Origin of the sequence: Porcincola sp. LCP21S3_C12 (genome assembly GCF_052118625.1) — a bacterium.
Classification (GTDB): Bacteria; Bacillota; Clostridia; order Lachnospirales; family Lachnospiraceae; genus Porcincola.
Genome location: NZ_JBQKGW010000013.1, coordinates 67,616 through 86,807, shown reverse-complemented (window position 1 = coordinate 86,807; position 19,192 = coordinate 67,616). Strand labels below are relative to the sequence as shown.

17 protein-coding genes are annotated in these 19,192 nt (G+C 44.8%); 3 read left to right on the top strand and 14 right to left on the bottom strand.

The window, feature by feature from the left end; translation table 11 throughout:
- Positions 1-308 precede the first annotated feature (308 nt).
- From ACTQ1N_RS08475 to ACTQ1N_RS08465, 3 genes are read left to right on the top strand one after another with little or no spacing between them, the layout of a single operon-like run.
- Positions 309-1,043, top strand: coding sequence for a S24 family peptidase (locus ACTQ1N_RS08475; protein ID WP_441956333.1), 735 nt, complete (start codon positions 309-311; stop codon positions 1,041-1,043).
- 45 nt (positions 1,044-1,088) lie between these two features.
- Entirely contained in the window at positions 1,089-1,298 is a 210-nt protein-coding gene (locus ACTQ1N_RS08470) for a helix-turn-helix transcriptional regulator (protein ID WP_441956332.1), read from the top strand.
- A gap of 19 nt (positions 1,299-1,317) precedes the next feature.
- Positions 1,318-2,055 carry a DUF5131 family protein gene (locus ACTQ1N_RS08465; protein ID WP_441956331.1) on the top strand — a complete coding sequence of 246 codons (738 nt, stop codon included), beginning with the start codon at positions 1,318-1,320 and terminating at the stop codon, positions 2,053-2,055.
- A gap of 114 nt (positions 2,056-2,169) precedes the next feature.
- Here ACTQ1N_RS08465 and ACTQ1N_RS08460 read toward each other — a convergent pair whose 3' ends face one another.
- From ACTQ1N_RS08460 to ACTQ1N_RS08395, 14 genes are all read right to left on the bottom strand, one after another.
- On the bottom strand, positions 2,170-2,484 hold the full coding sequence (locus ACTQ1N_RS08460) for a hypothetical protein (protein WP_441956330.1): 315 nt from the start codon (positions 2,482-2,484) through the stop codon (positions 2,170-2,172).
- A gap of 46 nt (positions 2,485-2,530) precedes the next feature.
- Positions 2,531-2,917, bottom strand: coding sequence for an iron chaperone (locus ACTQ1N_RS08455; RefSeq protein WP_441956329.1), 387 nt, complete (start codon positions 2,915-2,917; stop codon positions 2,531-2,533).
- 38 nt (positions 2,918-2,955) lie between these two features.
- A complete protein-coding gene (locus tag ACTQ1N_RS08450) occupies positions 2,956-3,162 on the bottom strand; it encodes a hypothetical protein (RefSeq protein ID WP_441956328.1) in 207 nt (68 codons plus the stop codon).
- A gap of 326 nt (positions 3,163-3,488) precedes the next feature.
- A complete protein-coding gene (locus ACTQ1N_RS08445) occupies positions 3,489-4,478 on the bottom strand; it encodes a helix-turn-helix transcriptional regulator (RefSeq protein ID WP_441956327.1) in 990 nt (329 codons plus the stop codon).
- A gap of 305 nt (positions 4,479-4,783) precedes the next feature.
- On the bottom strand, positions 4,784-7,891 hold the full coding sequence (locus ACTQ1N_RS08440; protein WP_441956326.1) for a type III restriction-modification system endonuclease: 3,108 nt from the start codon (positions 7,889-7,891) through the stop codon (positions 4,784-4,786).
- Positions 7,888-8,949, bottom strand: coding sequence for a PDDEXK nuclease domain-containing protein (locus ACTQ1N_RS08435; protein WP_441956325.1), 1,062 nt, complete (start codon positions 8,947-8,949; stop codon positions 7,888-7,890). The genes ACTQ1N_RS08440 and ACTQ1N_RS08435 overlap by 4 nt, the downstream gene beginning before the upstream one ends.
- Positions 8,950-8,962: 13 nt before the next feature.
- Positions 8,963-10,972: a site-specific DNA-methyltransferase gene (locus tag ACTQ1N_RS08430; RefSeq protein ID WP_441956324.1), complete on the bottom strand. Its 2,010-nt coding sequence runs from the start codon at positions 10,970-10,972 to the stop codon at positions 8,963-8,965.
- A 2-nt stretch (positions 10,973-10,974) separates the two neighbouring features.
- Positions 10,975-11,838, bottom strand: a complete 864-nt coding sequence (locus ACTQ1N_RS08425) for a toll/interleukin-1 receptor domain-containing protein (protein WP_441956323.1) — start codon at positions 11,836-11,838, stop codon at positions 10,975-10,977.
- A gap of 3 nt (positions 11,839-11,841) precedes the next feature.
- Positions 11,842-12,495, bottom strand: coding sequence for a DUF4391 domain-containing protein (locus ACTQ1N_RS08420; RefSeq protein WP_441956322.1), 654 nt, complete (start codon positions 12,493-12,495; stop codon positions 11,842-11,844).
- Between the two features lie 11 nt (positions 12,496-12,506).
- A complete protein-coding gene (locus ACTQ1N_RS08415; protein WP_441956321.1) occupies positions 12,507-15,740 on the bottom strand; it encodes a helicase-related protein in 3,234 nt (1,077 codons plus the stop codon).
- Between the two features lie 378 nt (positions 15,741-16,118).
- Positions 16,119-16,418 (bottom strand): hypothetical protein, encoded by a 300-nt coding sequence (locus ACTQ1N_RS08410; RefSeq protein ID WP_441956320.1) that lies wholly within the window; start codon positions 16,416-16,418, stop codon positions 16,119-16,121.
- 31 nt (positions 16,419-16,449) lie between these two features.
- The gene (locus ACTQ1N_RS08405) at positions 16,450-16,803 is read right to left on the bottom strand and encodes a DNA topoisomerase (RefSeq protein WP_441956319.1); all 354 of its coding nucleotides are present in this window, start codon (positions 16,801-16,803) and stop codon (positions 16,450-16,452) included.
- 177 nt (positions 16,804-16,980) lie between these two features.
- A complete protein-coding gene (locus ACTQ1N_RS08400; protein WP_441956318.1) occupies positions 16,981-18,252 on the bottom strand; it encodes an ATP-binding protein in 1,272 nt (423 codons plus the stop codon).
- Positions 18,253-18,824: 572 nt separating this feature from the next.
- The gene (locus tag ACTQ1N_RS08395) at positions 18,825-19,190 is read right to left on the bottom strand and encodes a hypothetical protein (protein WP_441956317.1); all 366 of its coding nucleotides are present in this window, start codon (positions 19,188-19,190) and stop codon (positions 18,825-18,827) included.
- Between the last annotated feature and the right edge of the window lie 2 nt (positions 19,191-19,192).

Here is a 19,192-nt window from a genome sequence, read left to right as displayed (position 1 = left end):
CAAATCTGGCATCTGGTGTACAAAACTGGCGTTTCGTTTACAAATATGCAGTTTTCAATTTACAAACAAGCATCTCGCCTTACAAACTGGCGTCTCGGATTACAACTCAGCGTTTCTCTCTGTATGGCCAGTATAACGCTATTATTCGTAGTTTAAAATGGACGCTTTAGCCAATATTTACTTTTAATAGTGGTATTTCTCTTGACTTTGCCGTACAGGGTGCTATTCTGTAGGGGAGAGGATAAGACCTGCGCGCGATGGGATATCCGCTGTGGAACGAAATCAGAAATGTCAGAAAGAGGTGTTCTATGGAAAATATCGGTGCAATCATCACAGCTTACCGGAAGAAGGCACACATATCCCAGACTGAACTTGCGGAGAAGCTTCTTGAAGAAGGTATTGAGGTCAGCCAGAAGAGCGTTTCCGCCTGGGAGACCGGGAGAAATGAGGTCTCCGCGCGGATTTTCCTGCACATCTGCCGGATTCTGGAGATCCCGGACTGTCTGGAGGAATATTTCGGAAGCAACCCGAAGGATCCGCTGGCCTTGCTGAATGATGAAGGAAAGCAGAAAGCGCTCTCCTACATTGATCTTTTGATTCATCCGGTCAGCTACGTCAAGGAAACGAACGTGATCCCATATCCGGCAGTTCCGGCGGACGAGCCTGCCATGGCCCGGATCCGGCTCTACGATGCAAGAGTATCCGCCGGACATGGTGATTTTCTCGATTCCGATTATTACACGACCATAGAAGTGCCCGCCAGGGACGCAAAGGGTGCGAATTTCGCCGTTACCATCAGCGGAGACAGTATGGAGCCGGCATTTCATGATCACGATATGGTTTATGTGCACCAGCAAGAAACACTGGATGACGGGGAAATCGGGATCTTCTCGTTGAATGACAACGCGTATATCAAGAAGCTGAAAAATGACAGCGACGGAACGTTTCTCATTTCCCTGAATCAGAAATACGCACCAATCCCGGTGCATCTCGACCGTGATGACTTCCGCATCTTCGGAAAAGTTTGCAGAGCCACCCGGTAAGGATCGTGGTAGGTCAGTCAGAATCTTATGGGGAGGTGATGCAGCTTGGAAGAAAGGCCAAACAACCTGCTGGAGGCCAGGAAGTCCGCCGGGCTTTCCCGGAGCAAAGCCGCCGATGACCTCAAAGTGGATCCGAAAACGCTCTATCGATATGAAAACGGGACGCAGTGCCCGAATGTCTATGTGGCGATCCGGCTCTCCGAATACTATCACCGGGCCGTAGAAGAACTGTTCCCGCCAAAAGATGGGATCTGAACAGAGAAAGGAGGCACTCATGCCGCTCTGGAATCCATGGCACGGCTGCACCAAATGCAGTCCCGGTTGCCGAAACTGCTATGTTTACCGGCGTGATGCCGAGTTCGGCAAGGACGCCTCCATCGTAAAGAAAACCGCCTCTTTCAACCTCCCGGTCAAAAAAGACCGTCATGGGAACTATAAGCTGAAGCCGGAAGACGGCACGGTCATGACCTGCTTCACCTCGGACTTCTTTCATCCGGACGCCGATGCATGGCGACCCGAAGCCTGGCAGATGATGCGGAAGCGTTCTGACCTCTCGTTCTATTTCATCACCAAACGCCCGGAGCGGTTCTACGAAGGACTTCCCGCAGACTGGGGCAACGGATATGAGAACGTCCACATCTGCTGCACCTGTGAGAACCAGTACCAGACGGACCGGCGTCTCCCCGTCTTTCTGAATCTTCCGATCCGCCACAAGGAAATCATTCATGAACCGATGCTTGAGGAAATCCATATTGAAAAGTATCTGGCACAGTACCACGATCAGATCGAATGTGTCTCCTGCGGCGGAGAATCTGGGGAGGAAGCCAGACTCTGTGACTATGGCTGGATCATCATCACCAGAATGCAGTGTGACGAATACGGTGTGCCCTTTCACTTCCATCAGACCGGCAGCCTCTTCAAGAAAGGAAGCCGGATCTATCGTATTGACCGGAAGGATCAGGAAGAACAGGCTAGAAAATCCGGGATTGATACGCAACGCTCTCCGATTTGATGATTGGTCTCACTCTACTGGTCAGATGTGCTCAACTTCAACACTCCAGCCCTTCCGGGTCTCCGGATGATCGTCGTAATTGTCAATGACAGAAGCGTGTCTGCACGATTCCGTTTAAAAGAACAGTGCGTCCCACTTCTCTATCTCATCAATCCACGCCAGCGGATCATAATATTTTTTCTTTTTCCCGTTTGAGCGGATCTCATACCGGAGCGTTCCGCCGCCCAGGAAAGCATCTACGCTGATCACACAGTCAAGATATCCGTCATCGTGCCGGGTCTTCTCAATACTTACCCTGACGTTGGAATACGGCTGCAGAAGAGCTCTGACCACCGGGAGATCCTGCTCATTGACGTACTCTCGGTCAAGGAATGTGCTGTGAATATAAGAGGCAATTTTCCCTTTTACTTCGCTGATCGAAGCCTTCATTCAACCGCCTCCTTCAAAACCAGGCTATCACGCTAGGATCGGATCATCACATCTTCTGCAGCGTTTTTAGCACGCCCCCTTCAGAATTGCGTTCCCCACACCAGCGGGAAATGTCCGCAATCAGATCAAGCGGAAGGTTATCGCCATAAGGAATCTGAATGGCTCCCTTGCTGAATTTTAAACCGCGTTTCATGAGTTTTCCGGCGAAATGTTCCACCGCCTCAGGTCCCGGATAGATCCCAATATGTCTCTTTGCCGCCGCAAAGTGGATAATGTTGCGTCCTTTCCACCACGTCGGCATTGACCAGGAGATTTTCTCTTCCGCAAATGGCAGCTGCTCCCTGATCGTGTCCCGGACAGCATACAAATTGCTCCTACGCGCCGGATCCTGGTTGTTGATATATTCGTCAATCAGATTTGTTGTTGAACTCATAGTTTTATGTTGTCAATGGCTTTCCAATCGCATTGCAATCACTTAAAAAGCTTAAACAGATCGCCCAGACCAAATGTGGTCTTTCGATAGACTTTGTTATAGATTGCCTTTTTCGGATGAAGAATTCCCATTCCCTTCTTGCCATAGCCCGGGATCAGCGCCTTTTTCACGGCGCGGGTTGCTCTTCCCTTCGTCCTGGCGCTGAATGATTTCTTTAGACTTGGTTTCCTCATTCCGTATTTCATCTTATCTGCCTCACATTCCGCAAAATTGCAGCCAAGGGTCTTTACAAATCAATATCAAGTCTCGGTGATCTCGAGATTTCAACAACCAGATTCCCGCCAATGATCAGCATATTGTCCGCTGCACATTGCAGATGCAGGCACTGGCAGTATTGATATTCATGTTCAATTCCGACATTCTCATAGTAGAGGTTGTTCCAAATGGTTATATTTTCATCGGCCTTGTACAGATCCACAAACGGCTGGACGGGAACTGGGGCGACGGTCAGCTTGCAGATCTAGCACCTTGGAATTTGAATCTGATATCCCAAAAAACTAATCGAATGGATCTATATGGCCCCATTTTCTTTCGCTGCAAACCTGATTCGCTCTCGATACTCCCCAACAGTTTCTTCCGGTCCCTCAATCCATATGCTCCCAGTAAATCCGAAGACCCAGCGATAGAAGGTCGTACTTGTGCAAACGCGGACTTTTGCCCGGAAATGCTCTTCATCTACAGGTTCGGACCAGAAACGCTGTCCGAAATTGTCAATCAGATACTTCATGGCGGAGACATGACAGAAGAGGGTGACTTCCTTCGGCTCGTCTGTATCATACATACGAAAAACAGCCTTATGGTATTCCTCCGGATTGTAGTTGTCCGGCGGTGTCACGGCAATTTCATGCAAAATCGTCGGCTGCCCCTTGATCCGATCCAGCCGAAACGTCCGCATTGCCTGCCTCTCATCGCAGAATCCGCGGACATAGTAGTAATCGCCATCCCAAGTCAGCTCATAGGGACTGATGGTGTATGGCTTTCCGTTATTCGTAACATAGCGCTTCTTATTCACATCAAAATCCGTGTAATAAAACCGGATCTTGCGATGCAGATCGACGGCATTGTTAATCACGTCGACGCTGTAGTAGCCGGAATGATTGCTGCTCTTGTAGCGGTCCGTGACGGAAATATGCCGCCGGAGCCGCTGTGCATTTTCTTCAGTCGTCAGCGTAAGCAGCTTCGCAATCAGATTGCTGGAAATATTCGGTGTTATGAACCGGGCAGAAGAGAGTGCATCAATCAGGATCTTCAACTCACTCACTTCAAATGGCCGGCCGTTGTAAAAGTATTTATTTTGCGTCGACTCAATATACTCAATATGCAGATCCGATTCCCGGAGGATCGCCAGATCATTGCTGATCGTATTCCGGGAAACCTTCAGATCATAATCATCCTTGAGCATCTTTGTTAGCTCGGCCGTAGACTGCGGATGATCCGGATCCGTATGCTCCAGAAGATATTGATATAAGTATAAAAGCCGGATTTTTGTACCATATTCCATGGTGCACTCCTTCATGTGTTACCTGAGCCATCATGAAACGGAGGCTTGAAAAGCAATAGATTCACTGCTCTTCAGGTCATCATCTACACTTGTAGCATATCGTGATTTAACCCTGTATCCGAGAGATGATCATGTTCAGGTTATAATAAAGTCATTTCCCGAGAGACGGTTCTGTCGCCCTCATTTTGAACTGTTCGGAATTTCCGAACGGTTGACTCCTGATCAAGTTCCATGGTGAATTCCATAATCTCACTTTTGCTTTTCAACCTGTCGGGAAATCCGACAGGTTGAACGTATCCTTTATCTCACTTCATAACCTTCTCCATTAGAGACTTATAGCTGTCAACTACATCGTAGACAACTTTGTCACTTGAGATAGCCTTAAAGTGTTCTCTTGCACAGTGGATCTTCGATTCCTCTATCAACCGGAGTTGCATAGACGACATGGATCCCTTCGTCTCGGCGACGAAGTATATATGCTTGACCGAGCCTTCATAGAATGCAATGGCCCAGTCTGGATTATAATGACCAACCGGAGTGGAAATATAAAATCCGTCCGGAAGTTTTACGTACACCGCAACATCTTTGCTGGCATCCAATTCTGTTGCGAAATCACGCTCATTTGTAGAATCATAAACAATATGATCATACAGATGTTTCTTAGCTTTCATGGCATTTGTACCGAGCTTTCCTTTAATCGTCGGCTCTGTGAAAACATCCGTTCCGTAATGATCATCCATCACATTGTAAGTGATGTGTTCAATGATTGCCGTTGCTTTCTCGTCATTGATCAGTTGTGATGCCTTCAGAATAAATTCCTCCGGATTATACTTGAACTGATCAAATGTAGGTTTATGAATGCCAGTCAAAATTTGGATGACAGCCTTTCGTGTCAAGCCTGTGGAATCCACAATTCTACCAACAAGATCGTAAGTAACATTTTTACTGGCTACAATGGCGTGTTTGGCATTAAAGGTAGCTGTTTCTTCTTTTACAAATGCCTGTCCGGACTGTAACTGCTCCCTGGACTTAATTTCACCCATTGATCCAGACTCAACTTTAAAATAAATCTTTGCTACATGAAGTTTAGAATCAAGAGAAGCAATTGACTTGCGAACCAGTTCATCCGTATCAAAATCCACTACATAGACAGATTTTGAATTAATTCGGGACCAGAGGGCTTTGAACTCCTTGCTGTTCAACTTCTCCTCATCTACATGAAGCTCCACATTATTGCTTCGGGCGTTCTCCGGTGCCATTGCCTTCGGATCATAAATCGAATCAATGATCTGAATGACAGATTCTTCACATCCTTTGACTTCCTCTGTTATTTTCAGCCCACCGTTAGCTTTGTCTTCATAGTATTTATCTGTCAGGCAGCCTTTGCGGTCTACATATCTGTTAACTGTCATGTCATACATGATCGCTGAAGCTGTATCTTGGTCGATAACCATCTCGTTGCCACGCGCATCTGTAATCACTTTGTTCAGGAATAGCTCCATAGTGACAGCGCGAGGCCGATCCGCGATGTCTTCTGCAATCTCTGATTGCAGTCTTTTGGCAAAACTTTCATAGCTTTCACTTGCAATAATGGTCAGCACATTGATATTTTGCACATCATTCCCAAGCACGGCTGCATCCTGGCGTTCTCCGTCCTGATTGACACACAGACGCATACCACGTCCAACTTCCTGACGTTTTCTAATCTCACTTGAAGAGGACTTCAATGTGCAAATCTGGAAAACGTTCGGATTATCCCATCCTTCTCGCAGTGCAGAATGTGAGAATATGAATCGCACTGGAGACCGCTTGGGATCCTGATCCAAAAGAAGCTCCTTGTTCTTCATAATCAGATCGTATGCATCGATATCATCAGAGGTTGTTTCCTTCCTGCCGACCTTGCTGTCGATCATATGGCCTTTCTTGTCGATAGAAAAGTATCCGGCATGTGTTTTCTCTACTGGAATAGCTTCCAGATACCGCATATACTCTTCATCACCGATCTCACGTTGCAGATGTCTTACGACATCCTTGTATTCCTGTTCGAACATTTCAGCAAAGATGCCATTCTGCGGCTGACCATTTTTGTCATAAATTCGGTAATGATCCACCTCATCAATAAAGAACAAAGACAATACCTTAATGCCCTTATCGAACAGCTCGCGTTCCTTTTGAATATGAGAAAGAATAGTTTCCCGTATCTGAATCCGGCGTAGCTGATTTTCATCCACTTTACCGATCACATCACCTGCAAACAGCTTGATTCCATTCTTGAATTCAACAGAATCATCGCGCCCATCAATGTGCACTACCACATATCCTTCACGATACTCCGGCAGTTCTCCAGAATTATCAAAAAGATTGTAGCCTTCTGTTACGGTACGGCTGACTGGACGGATTCCAGTTTTTCCCATGCAGTCAAATTGGATTGTTGCCGTAGGCGCGGACTTTGAAAGATTCAGACCTTCCAGATATACAAAGCTCGTAGTTGCGGTTGTTCCGCTTTCTGTAATACCCTTAACCGAAATCTTTTTGACAAGTTTCTTGTTATAGGCATCCATCGCATCAAGGCGATAGATTAGGTTATACATTTCTTTAGGCGTAGCAGAATAACGCAATGTCAATAGAGGATTAAACAACTTCAGGTTTCGTTTAGAAGCAGGTCCCTCAACAGATTGCGGTTCATCAATAATCACTATTGGATTTGTCTTTGCCAGAATGTCAATAGGTCGGCGAGAGCGAAAACTATCCAGTTTTCTAAATATAACAGCTGCATTCTTATCAGCTCTCTTGCCGCTCTCCAGCTTCTCATTTGCATCAACAGATTTGTTAAATGCTTGCACATTGATGATCATCACATTAATAGAACTGTCTGATGCAAAGCGATCAATCTCTGTTAGCTGTGCAGAATTGTAAATAAAAAATCGAATCTTCTTTCCATATTCTTCCGCAAAATGATCCTGTGTCACCTGAAATGATTTATAAACGCCCTCGCGGATCGCAATACTTGGCACAACCACAATATACTTTGTCCATCCGTATGCTTTATTTAGCTCATACATCGTCTTGATATAAGTGTAGGTTTTTCCGACTCCGGTCTCCATTTCTACCGTTAGGTTATACTTTCCCTCAAGACTCTTTGACGGCTCAATCTGATTATTTCGCTGAATCTTCTGAATATGTTCAAGAATCTGTTTTTCAGAGAGCTCTGGAACAATTCTAGCATTTGACCATCCTGTAAAGTCTTCTTCATTTCCGAACTCTGTTGTATAGCCTGACATTCCATAACGATCTCTCGCAACACCTCGATCTATCATATAGGTTGGTGTCAGGTAAGGCTGACCAGCGAAGACGTCTACGACGGCTTTTGCGGCATCAGCCTGAAATTTCTGATGCTTAAATTGCAGTTTCATTCGTTTTCGCCTCCCTCCAGTTCTTTTGTCCATTGCTGCAGCTTTTTCTTTAGTTGTTCCTTATCGGGAAGATAGAGCTGATATTTTGATGCATAAATGTTGGAATCTTCCGGCAACGTTAGATCCACCATCGCATCATCTTTGTCCTGACAGAGTAAGACCCCGATTGTTGGATTTTCATAATCTTGCTTTTCATAGCGGTCATAATAGTTTACATACATTTGCATCTGACCAAGATCCTGATGTTTCAGTTTCCCAATCTTAAGATCAAAAAGCACAAAGCATTGCATCAAGCGATTGTAAAAAACCAGATCTACTCGGAAATGGTCTTCATGAAATGTGAACCGCTTCTGGCGTGCAACAAACGTATAACCAGCACCGAGTTCAAGTAGAAATTTCTGCAGATTATCAATTAAATGCGATTCCAGATCACTTTCAGAATAGGACGCCTTTTCTTCCATCCCTAAAAATTCAAGCACATATGGATCCTTAACTGCATCCGACGATCTTTCGATTATCTGACCTTTTTCTGCCAGTTTGCGCATTCCTTCTATGTCTGTGCTTAGCGCTAGTCTCTCATACAAGCCACTGTCGTACTGCCGGTTCAGCTCGCGCAAGCTCCAGTTGTTTTTAGCAGCCTCAATTTCATAGAAGTGACGTTCATTCACATCGTCAATTCTCATCAGCTTCAGATAATGCGACCAGCTAAGTACAAACTTCCGTCCTGTACTCACTGCAGGGAGATCCTTGAATTGGTCAGACAGTGTCTGACCAATCTGGTCCTGCGCATAGGTAAGGTAAAATTGGCGCATTTGCTTTAAATTGGTGACAGAAAAACCATTACCAACGTGATGCGTTAGATAGTCAGAAAGATCTTGTATTAAATGGATGCCATATTTAGCACGAACGTCCCCATTCTGTTCTTCTTCTGCAATTCGCTTTCCAACCTCAAAATAAGAATAGACCATGACGAGATTGATCGCTTTACCCGCCCGATCCCTCGCATGTCCAAGAATATCCGATATTTCCCGGAAGAATTTATCCTCACTTTCTTTCATGACAAATTCCTCCTTAAATCACTTTCACTCTGGTATCAGGCGCCAGCAGTTTAAAAATTTCTCCAACATTAATTTTCTCCGGACTGCTGGAAAAACTGGAGTCACGGAACACAGCACGAAGTGGCTTCCTCCTGGCAATTTCTTTCACCACCGATTCGGGAATCTTTTCGTCAAAGCATGCAATCAGATCCCCGTCGTTATAGGTATGCACCATGCAGCCGTCAATTGTTTCCGAAGTATATGGAAGCGACAACGGAAGTCCCCAATCAAGCAGGCATCCAAATAAAAGATCAAGATCAGTTCGATCAGGCTTCACGTTAGACTCAAGCATAGAAACCAGATCTTGAGTATAGTCTTCTGCTGCATAGTAAACATCTTTCATGTTTGTATCGTCTAGCTTCAGGACACGAAAACCGTCGTCAAACGTTGCGTCGGGATTATCCTCGTGGAGCTTCTTCGCAGCACGGCGAATGCGTTCCTTGCCAATCTCACAAATATTATGAGGCTTATCTATGCTATCAAGTAATGCTATTGCATTTTTTGCAACCTTTTTACTGCGCTCTGCGGTCGACTTCGATGGATCAATAGTTTCCGGTAATTGTACGAGAATAAACTTGCGTCTCTTATTTTGATGGAGATTTGCCAGAAATACAGCATGCGCTGTTGTTGCGGACCCTGAAAAGAAGTCCATGACAATATCTCCGTCATCAGTACCACACATCTCAATTAACCTTTGAATTATTTCTTCATCCTTTGGATTCTCGAAAACTTTATCTCCCATTAGTGTTGCCAAACGTTTAGACGAGGCACGCCCATCTTTATAAAAAACACTATAAGGAACCGCATACTCTTTATCTTTCAAATACGACTTTAACGTCGGAACATATGTTTCGTCTTTTCCGAAATCGACTCTGTCTTCTTCGATCCACTCGTGCATAGTTTTTTCGTTTGTCAACCAGCCCCGAGATGGAATTTTAACCGGCTTACCGGTTACTGGATGTAAGAGGTTATATTTGGGGCCGCCCCCACCTGGCCATGAAATATCAGCTGAAAAATAAATTCCTTTTTCATCTACTTTGTTATAATGTGCATGCTCTTTGGCTGGTGAACTATCCGGAAGGTTTTTATACCAACTCCTTAATTCATTTTCAATTTTCGCGTAATCTGTGCCATAGAGTTTTTTAAGTGAATCAAATTCAGTATATATGTCATTTAGGCCTTCCTTTTTTTCGCGCCAAACGATATTGTGATCTTTTATGAACTGAGCATCTTTAAAATAGCAAAAGATATACTCATGCGAGACAGATATGTATTTTGAATCATTTTTTCTTCCGGCACTCCATACTAACTGAGCGATAAAATTTGACTCTCCAAATACTTCATCACATATTAATTTGAGTGTTCCGCTTTCATTCTCATCGATTGAAATAAAGATAACGCCATCGGATGTAAGGAAATTCCGAGCCACTAACAGTCGTGAGTAAATCATCGAACACCAATCCGAATGAAAACGGCCGTTCGAGTCTGTATTCTTAAATAAACGATTCCCATCTTTATTTATCGTACCAATTTCATCCGCATATTCTTCACCCGACATTTTGAAATCATCATTATATATGAAGTCATTACCTGTATTGTAGGGCGGGTCGATATAGATCATCTTAACTTTGCCAAGATAGCTTTCCTGTAAAAGCTTGAGGACATCGAGATTATCCCCTTCAATATAAAGATTCTCTGTGGTGTCCCAGTGGACGCTTTCTTCCTTACACGGACGCAGAGTCTTGCGAATTGGTTTGTTAGCTTCGACAATAGACGCTTTTTTTCCAACCCATGTAAACTCATATGCCTCGTCACCCTCAGTTATAGAACCAGATAGCATCTGCCGAAGTAGATCAAAATTAACTGCTTTATGTAGCTTCCCGTCCTCTCCTCGTGTCTCTGTTACGCAGTTGGGAAAGAGTACCTCAACCTTCTTGACGTTGTCCTGTTGTATGTTCTCGGATTCCATTCTCATTTTATCCATATTTAAAGTACCTCCGTCGTGTTCTCATCCTGCTTGAGTAATGCTAGCTCCCCCGCGATGTCCTTTGCAGTCATAGTCGCAGTGGTCATTGCTTTCCTATTGGCAATTATAGGGCTGAAATTCATAACATCCTGCTTTGTAAGATTGTGCCAGATAGGAAGAAGCATCTTACCATTTATGCTCTCCAACGAAAAAAGGGCATCAAGTTCCGCTTTTGTCCAATATTTACCCGGCGCGATATAATTCGGTGAAAGAACAACGATGCCGAACTTGGAGTGGCTGAGTCCTTCATCAATTTTCTGTCGCATCGAGTCACCCCACTTAATTCTATCCGTGTCGTACCAAACCTTGAAACCAGCTTTACGTAGCTCAGTGGCAAGCTCGTCTACAAAATTGGCTTTATCCTCCCACGCATGTGATATGAAGACATCATACTCAGGCTCTGGTTGTCTATCATAGAAATTGGCAGGCTGTACAATCGGTTTACTTATTCTTTCGAGCTCCGCAATCCTGTCTTCATACGCTTGACGCATGCTCTTTACCACTTTATCCTGCTTTTTCTGTTCGATCTGTTGTTCCTTCTGTAAGCGAATATACGAGTCATTTCTTTTCTTTCGCTTATCAGCAATTTTCTTCTGTAGCTCGGCACTGTCTGCCCGAGCCTTTGCGGCCGCTTTCTTATGTGATTCAATCTGGCGCATCTTGCTTTTTATAGTTGACTCCGAAGCATTTCTCGACCAGTTAACCCCGTTTGCCTTTGATTCTTCGTCTGCAGCCTTTTTATCTGCAGATGCTTTTTTCTTCTCCAGCTCCGCAATATCCTTATCAAGTGAATTTACACTTCTCTGATATTGATCCACACTCATCTATTACAAGTCCTCCAGTTTTCTCCTTAATTTCTTCAGTTCTGTATTCATCTCCATCTGCCGGTTCAGCTGTTTTTCTTTGCGGATCTTTGCCTGTAGCTTGTCAATCTGTTTCTTCAAATCTTCCATGCAGTCATTTCGTTCAACAGATTTTTTCAACGATTCCTGCGGCTCACCAGGCATTAACATGTCTCCAGCCACTTGTCGGACGAAATTCTCATAAACAGCATCTATAGATAGTCCTTCAAGATGTACTGGAAGTTCTTCCTCATTCATCCAGGCTGTTTGATAGTATCGGTCGACTTTGAATGCAGCTTTACCGCTACCCGAGGCCTCCTTGTATCCAATCACTGCTTTATATTTTCCGTCATACTCCAGTACAAACAGGATATGATACGGTATCTCCCGGTCGATCTGCTTCAGCACATTCTCGTCAAGCGTGTCCTGGTTCAGGCGGATCAGGAACACCTCAATCTCTGTTACGGCTTTTCCTGCCGCTAGATTGACGGTTGATGGTGCGATCTTGTTCATCCAGTAGATGATCCGTATCTGATCGACAAAGCTACGTTTCAGGGCGGGGCTGACTGTCAGGTTATCGTAAAACTTCTGTTTTGGGATTCGCTTATTGAATTCTGTTGATTTTGGCAGTCCCAGCATAGGATCCTCCTTTACATTACCACGAGGAAGGTCACCAGCTCGAAGTCGTCGATGCCTTTTACTTCCGAAAGTAACGCAGACGTGCCGCCGCTCTTAAACAGGCTGTCGATGTCGCTTTCCTCCTTGGTATCTATGATTGAATTGATGGCATCGGACAGTAGCGCGGACATTTCACTCATATTCCTGCCATCATCAGTTTCTTTGTTAAAACGGGTATAAACCTCCGCAATCGGTTCGCTTTTTCCACGGCAAAGAAGCCTCATATCATCAAGCAGCTTCTTCGGATTCAGATAATCGCAGACGATTTCACCCTCCAGACTGATATAGACCATGTAGAACGGGTGAATGCGGTTCAGGCTGTCAATGTTCACACCATTATTGCGATTCTTCAATACAAACAGCACACCCTCCGGGAGGTCGTCCGTTTTCTTTGCCACAGAGTACATCCCGAACGGCATGCGGTCGAGATTCGGATGCGTCTTGATGTATTCCAAAAGATCAAGCCGGAACTCGTTAAGTCCCAGATCCATAATGGAAATGCCGCCAGACATATCCTCCAAGTCAACGACCTCTGTCTGCAGCTTCTTCAGCTGTTCGCGGCGGTATTCAAGGTCGCCTTTCTCTTCCGGGCTGATCGGATTGTCGTCGCCGGTGGAAGTCAGAACGGAAATCTTCATCCTCGTTTCCACGCGGGCTTTCAGATTAATGTATTCATCAAGCGTCAGATCCGGCCAGAAGTTTACAAGCTGAATTTGCGCGTTGTGGCTGCCGATACGGTCGATTCGTCCGAACCGCTGAATGATGCGCACCGGGTCCCAATGAATGTCGTAGTTCACGCAGTAATCGCAGTCCTGCAGGTTCTGTCCTTCGGAGATACAGTCGGTCGCAATCAGGATGTCGATATCCTTCTTGCTCCCCGGCATCAGCACATCCCGGTCTTTGGAAACCGGAGAGAAACAGGTCAGGATGTTGTTGAATGTACCTTTAAAGTTCTTCAACGTCGTTCTGCCGTCAACTGTGCCGCTGATCATGCCCGTATTCAGGCCATATTTATCCATAACAAATTTGCTGACATTGTCATAAAGATACTCCGCTGTATCAGAGAAGGCTGTGAAGATCAACACCTTCTTGTTCCCTGGATTGATTGGATTCTCGATCTTCTGGGAGATGAGCTTATACAGCTCCTGCAGCTTCGTGTCGTGCTCCGGTGTGATATCTGCTATCATCAGAATCAGGAGTTCAAGCGTGTCGGCATCTTTCTGCAGGACTTCCTTCCAGCTCTTGTAATCCATATCGGCAAGGTCGATCTTTACCTTTTTGCCGACAGAGAAATAATCGGTGTTCTGATCCTCCATATCGAAGTCGTTTGAATCTGCCTCGTACATGTCGATGTTGGCTTCACCGTACTTTTCATACTGGGTGATGCCATTTATGGTCTCCATGATTAGACTTCGGATACGCTCCAGCGTTAGCCGAAACGATGATACGGAGCTTTCCAGCCTTTTCAGCAGATTCACACTCATGAGTCTGCGAATACCTTCCTCACGACCAGACTGTGTCAGATTATTTCCCTTGTGGTGTGTCAGATCTATGTATTTCTGCATCCGGCTTGGAAAGATATAAGCGGAAGGTGTATAGATTTCCAGTTGTAGTTGCGAAAGCTGTTCATATATCTCGTTATAATTGATTGCACTGGGTAGATCCGTAAGACTGGGACGAAGAGAAATTGGTTTTCGACGCTCCGGAAACTTTCCAATTTTCTCAGTATTGTAATATTTCTCTATATGCTTTCTGGATCGCGCAATCGTAACAGAATCCAGCACTTCAAAAAAATCGAAATCCAATCGACGTAGTAAATTATCTGTCGTTCTTTCTTCAGATGGGAGCTTGCTCCAGGCATTAAATGCTGTCTGAGCCTGACGGAAAATTTCATCAATTGGCTTAGATGTATTCAGCTTCTCATCCATAAGCTCCGGAGTTCCTTCATATGCCAGAGCAAGCTGGTTCTTCAGATCATTGAACCGGTTATTTACTGGCGTTGCCGACAGCATCAGGACTTTTGTTTTTACACCAGTGCGAACGACCTTATTCAGAAGTTTTAGATAACGGTTCTCTTTCTGATCCTCACCGGAAAGTTCTCCACCATTTCTGAAATTATGTGATTCATCTATGACAACAAGGTCATAATTTCCCCAGTTGAGCCGATCGAGATCTATTCCATTGGATTTTCCGTGGTCGCGGGATAAATCAGTATGAAATAAGACATCGTAATTCAGCCGATCCTCTGCAATTGGATTATTGACATAGTTGCCCTTGTAGGTGTTCCAGTTCTCAGCCAGCTTCTTCGGACAAAGCACAAGAACAGACTTGTTTCTGTTTTCGTAATACTTAATGACAGCAAGTGCTGTGAACGTTTTGCCGAGACCAACACTGTCGGCAAGAATGCAGCCATTATACTTCTCGAGCTTATTAATAATGGCAAGTGCTGCATCTTTCTGGAAATCGTAAAGCTTATTCCAGATTTTGCTGTTTCTAAAACCGGTTGCCTCATTTGGCAGCACATCTTCTGATACATCTTCCAAGAACTCACTGAAGACGTTATACAGAGTAATGAAATAGATCAGCTCTGGTGAATTCTCATTATAGGCTGTCGTAATGTTTTCCAGGACTACATCAGTGACATCCTGCAGCTTTTCTCGATCATTCCAAAGTGTATCAAAGAGTTGCAGATACTGAATTGCAAATGGTGTATCCAAGCTGTTGACCATGTTATAGCTGTTATTGCCACGATCACAACCAATATCCACCGTTGTAAATCCGTTCAATGGCATATAAGCCGTTTTCTCCACACCTGCGTCAACGGTCATGAATCCACTCATGTTTTCTCCGGTGGTATTGGATTTAAAGGTAGCCTTTCTCCTGATCCAATCTGCGCATTCTTTTGCGATAGCCTTCTGCGTCATCTCATTACGGAGCTTAATTTCAAATTCTGTGCCGTACAAACTCTGTTCCCTATTGAAACGAGGAATATAAAACTCCCGCTTTTGTTTCTTTGCTTTCTCGGTAACAAAGGTAGGCGACGTAAATATGAAGCGGAATTCATCAACACTTTCAAGCTGCTTTTTCAGTTCATTGTAAGCATACATAGAAAAGCAGGCTGCAGCGATAGAGACCTTGCTGTTCTTCTTGATTGTTTTTTCCATATCGTCACGTACGATGCTCGTGACATTATCAAATAATTTCATTTTTCCCCTGATATTTGCTTAACAGAAAACTTTTTGTGAGAGTAAATTCCTTTAAGCGTGTAGATTCTATAAATGTTCGACATAAACGCTGAGATTATAGTTACATTCTAATCATGTCACAGAATATTATCAATCAATTTACCGTATTCTTTTGCTCAAAATATTGGTCACCTCGCTAACTGGCAAGCAGTGTCCTTTTGTACAAAAAGGCCTCCGCTTGTTGGTGGGCATCCCCCAATCCCCCGAGAACTGTCCTGCGGACAGGCTGCGCGCCAGACAAGTCTGGCACTTTCTATGGCGTTTATTTCGCGGCAAACAAAAAAGAGGGCAGACAGCAGCCTCATGACTGCCACCTGCCCGTTGATCGTCGGTGTTTCCTTATCTTGTTTTCTCCTGCTGTCTCCTCTGCTCTTCATCAATCTTCAGAAAGCGGTCGATGTCCTGAAGCCTTGCTTCCTTCTCCTTGATGGCATCTGACAGCTCGTGAGATTTCACCGCACTCGACTTTGTCATTTCCTGCAAAGCGTCGTAATCGCGGATGTCATGTTCCTGAAGATAGAGCAGGACCTTAGACATCTGTTTTACATTGAAGATCTTCGCCCAGCGCTCATATCCTCTGCACTTTCCTTCCTGCATCTTCCGGTTAATATCGATCAGGAGATCAAAGTCCTTACCCACACCGGAGCGATACTTTCCGTGCTGCGCCGAATCATGATCCCCACTCTTTCTTTCCCAGAATCCAGCTCTCCATTTCCTTCCAACCAGGATCGGTGATCCTCTTTGCGGACGCCTTGAAAATCTGTCCGGCGGCTGTAAGTTCCAGATGGTACCCGGTAAACCGGCAGGGATTTCCGAGTGCGGCAAGAAGTCTTGCCGCAAGAAGGGAAAGAATCTTCTGTTCCCCTTCGGGAAGATCACCGAAAACAGCGTCATAGACATTCTCCGTCGGGAGGATGGCGTGATGGTCACTGACCTTGCTGCTGTTCAGAACTCTTTTTGTGTTCAGCGGGACAAGTTTTGTGTAACCCCACTTATCCTTCATGAGGCAGGCAAGGCGATTCATTTTCTGTTCTATCTCAAAAGCTCCGATGAATAATGCGTCGGAATTCCACAGTAATTCCCTTCTCCATCCGCTGGAAATGCATACGTTCTTTTAAAAATATTCTTTTCTGTAATCATATTTCCTCATGTTTTTTGTCTGCTCCATCAGTCAACTTACATGCATCGACTGTCTTACGAATCAGAAGATCGTTTCTTGGCCAAGCAGGAAATCCAGTACATTAATATGACGAATGCCGTTTTCATCCGTAAAGGATGCCGGAATATCTCGACGCATGATGATTTTATCAAAGAAATCATTCGTCAGTCGCAGAGAGTCCAATTCGCTTGCTGTTTTTTCTACGTGAGACATTTCGTAGGCGGATTGGATATATACCTTTTTGTCTCCCTGGTTGACAACAAAATCAATTTCTTTTTGCACCTTCTGATTTTTTCGCCTATCCAGGACGACTCCAACGTCAACGGAATATCCCCGTATAATCAGTTCATTGTACAGGATGTTTTCCATGATATGTCCAGGATCAAATTGCCGGAAATTGACACGCGCATTACGGAGTCCGATATCCGTGTAATAATATTTGTTTGGATACTGAAAATATCGTTTTCCCTTGATATCCCAGCGTTTTGCTTCGCTAATCAGAAAAGCATTCTTCAGGTATTCCAAATAACTTGAAACAGTTTTAGGGCTGATATTCGCTTTTCTTGTACTGTTCAGTGTGTTCGCAATATTGGTAGGATTTGTCAGTGAACTGACAGATGATGCAAGAAAGTCCAGAATGTCTGAAAGCACATCAGGACGTTCAATTTCCTCACGCTCAACGATATCCTTGATATATACCTCATTGAAAAGCTGTGTCAGATAGTCTTTTTGCTGTCGGTCTTCCTTCAGATTCAGAAGATATGGCATCCCGCCGTAAAGCATATAGCGGTCAAATGCATCTCTTTTATCTCCGCCCACAGCTGCAAAGAACTCCCGGAAAGAAAAAGGATATACATGGATCTGCGAAGAGCGTCCGCGAAATTCTGTAACAATGTCGCTTGACAGCATCCTGGAATTGCTTCCTGTGACATACACATCAAGATTTTTGTATCCTCGCAGTTCATTCAGCATATCATAGATTGTTACCTTTTCGCCGGGCAGATCTGGATCGGGAACGGAAACAGACAGTTGAATTTCATCGATAAAAAGATAGTACTGTTGTGCGCTGTTTTGTATCTTTGCCTCGATCATACTGCTGAGAGCAATCGGGTTGCGGTATTTTACATCTTTGCGTTTATCAAGTTCGATTTTAATGATGTTCTCGGAACTCGTCCCCTGTGACAGCAGATAGTCACGAAACAGTTCGAATAAAAGAACGGACTTTCCGCACCGCCGGATCCCGGTAATGACTTTGATCTGGCCATCCCACATATAAGAAACAAGTTGGTGAAGATAAAGATCACGTTGTATCATCGGCACCTCCTGAAATTACGCGCTTAGGCCGTAATCGTCTTAAGATAGTAATTCAAGTATAGCCTGTTGAGCCGCGTGATTCAATATAAAATTACGCACTTGAGACGCAATCGGCCTAAGGTAGTAATAATCCTCCTTTCACGGACATATGTAAGATAGGCAATAGCTGAAAAGCACGACCTAAAGTGAGAAAAGCCGTATATCACCAACCAGACAGGCTTGTCCGGTTGAAAATGTCCACACAAGAAACCTGCTTCAAAGTATAGCAGTACTCGATTTCGTTAGTCTCTGCCTGCCCGGTCCGCAATCTCGATGCAAAATACTGTACACGGTCTCTGCCCCCTGCAGTTACATCAGGGCCCGCGATGCAACATATTGATACTTTTCCTTTTCATCGATGCGCTAAAACAAAAGAGGCACCCCCCTTCCCAGATTGATTCTGAAAAAGGAGTGCCTCTATGGACTGCAAAAATCTGCAAAGAGTCAAGATGCAGAGCTTACGTTGATTACGGAGTGTTATTCTGCGTTTGTACAGCAAAGCATCCGGACTGTCATTTCGTCAGTGTGCCAGATCAGTCGTTCGTCGCCTTGTATGCCTCGATCATCGAATTGAACAGGTCGTCCAGAGAAAGCCCGTTCATCTCGGCGCCGCGGGTGATATTGTCACGGTCGCAGCCGGCAGCGAAATGCTTGTCCTTGAATTTCTTCTTCACGGACTTGAGGTTCAGGTCCTGTGCGGAATGAGACGGATACATGAGGGCAATCGCGCCAAGAAGACCTGAGAGCTCATCAACAGCGAAAAGCACTTTCTCCATCTTCACTTCCGGCTTCGGAAGTCCCGGGACATGCTCATTGTGCGTCTGGATGACATGCGTCACCTGCATGTTCACGCCGGCTTCCTTCAGCAGGTCTGCCGCCTTGACCGTATGGATCATCATGT

Bases quoted from the DNA above. Each gene is read 5' to 3' on its own strand.
- ACTQ1N_RS08475 (WP_441956333.1), top strand. From the start codon at position 309: ATGGAAAATATCGGTGCAATCATCACAGCTTACCGGAAGAAGGCACAC.
- ACTQ1N_RS08465 (WP_441956331.1), top strand. From the start codon at position 1,318: ATGCCGCTCTGGAATCCATGGCACGGCTGCACCAAATGCAGTCCCGGT.
- ACTQ1N_RS08460 (WP_441956330.1), bottom strand. From the start codon at position 2,484: ATGAAGGCTTCGATCAGCGAAGTAAAAGGGAAAATTGCCTCTTATATT.
- ACTQ1N_RS08455 (WP_441956329.1), bottom strand. From the start codon at position 2,917: ATGAGTTCAACAACAAATCTGATTGACGAATATATCAACAACCAGGAT.
- ACTQ1N_RS08450 (WP_441956328.1), bottom strand. From the start codon at position 3,162: ATGAAATACGGAATGAGGAAACCAAGTCTAAAGAAATCATTCAGCGCC.
- ACTQ1N_RS08445 (WP_441956327.1), bottom strand. From the start codon at position 4,478: ATGGAATATGGTACAAAAATCCGGCTTTTATACTTATATCAATATCTT.
- ACTQ1N_RS08440 (WP_441956326.1), bottom strand. From the start codon at position 7,891: ATGAAACTGCAATTTAAGCATCAGAAATTTCAGGCTGATGCCGCAAAA.
- ACTQ1N_RS08435 (WP_441956325.1), bottom strand. From the start codon at position 8,949: ATGAAAGAAAGTGAGGATAAATTCTTCCGGGAAATATCGGATATTCTT.
- ACTQ1N_RS08430 (WP_441956324.1), bottom strand. From the start codon at position 10,972: ATGGATAAAATGAGAATGGAATCCGAGAACATACAACAGGACAACGTC.
- ACTQ1N_RS08425 (WP_441956323.1), bottom strand. From the start codon at position 11,838: ATGAGTGTGGATCAATATCAGAGAAGTGTAAATTCACTTGATAAGGAT.
- ACTQ1N_RS08420 (WP_441956322.1), bottom strand. From the start codon at position 12,495: ATGCTGGGACTGCCAAAATCAACAGAATTCAATAAGCGAATCCCAAAA.
- ACTQ1N_RS08415 (WP_441956321.1), bottom strand. From the start codon at position 15,740: ATGAAATTATTTGATAATGTCACGAGCATCGTACGTGACGATATGGAA.
- ACTQ1N_RS08405 (WP_441956319.1), bottom strand. From the start codon at position 16,803: ATGAATCGCCTTGCCTGCCTCATGAAGGATAAGTGGGGTTACACAAAA.
- ACTQ1N_RS08400 (WP_441956318.1), bottom strand. From the start codon at position 18,252: ATGATACAACGTGATCTTTATCTTCACCAACTTGTTTCTTATATGTGG.
- ACTQ1N_RS08395 (WP_441956317.1), bottom strand. From the start codon at position 19,190: ATGATGATCCATACGGTCAAGGCGGCAGACCTGCTGAAGGAAGCCGGC.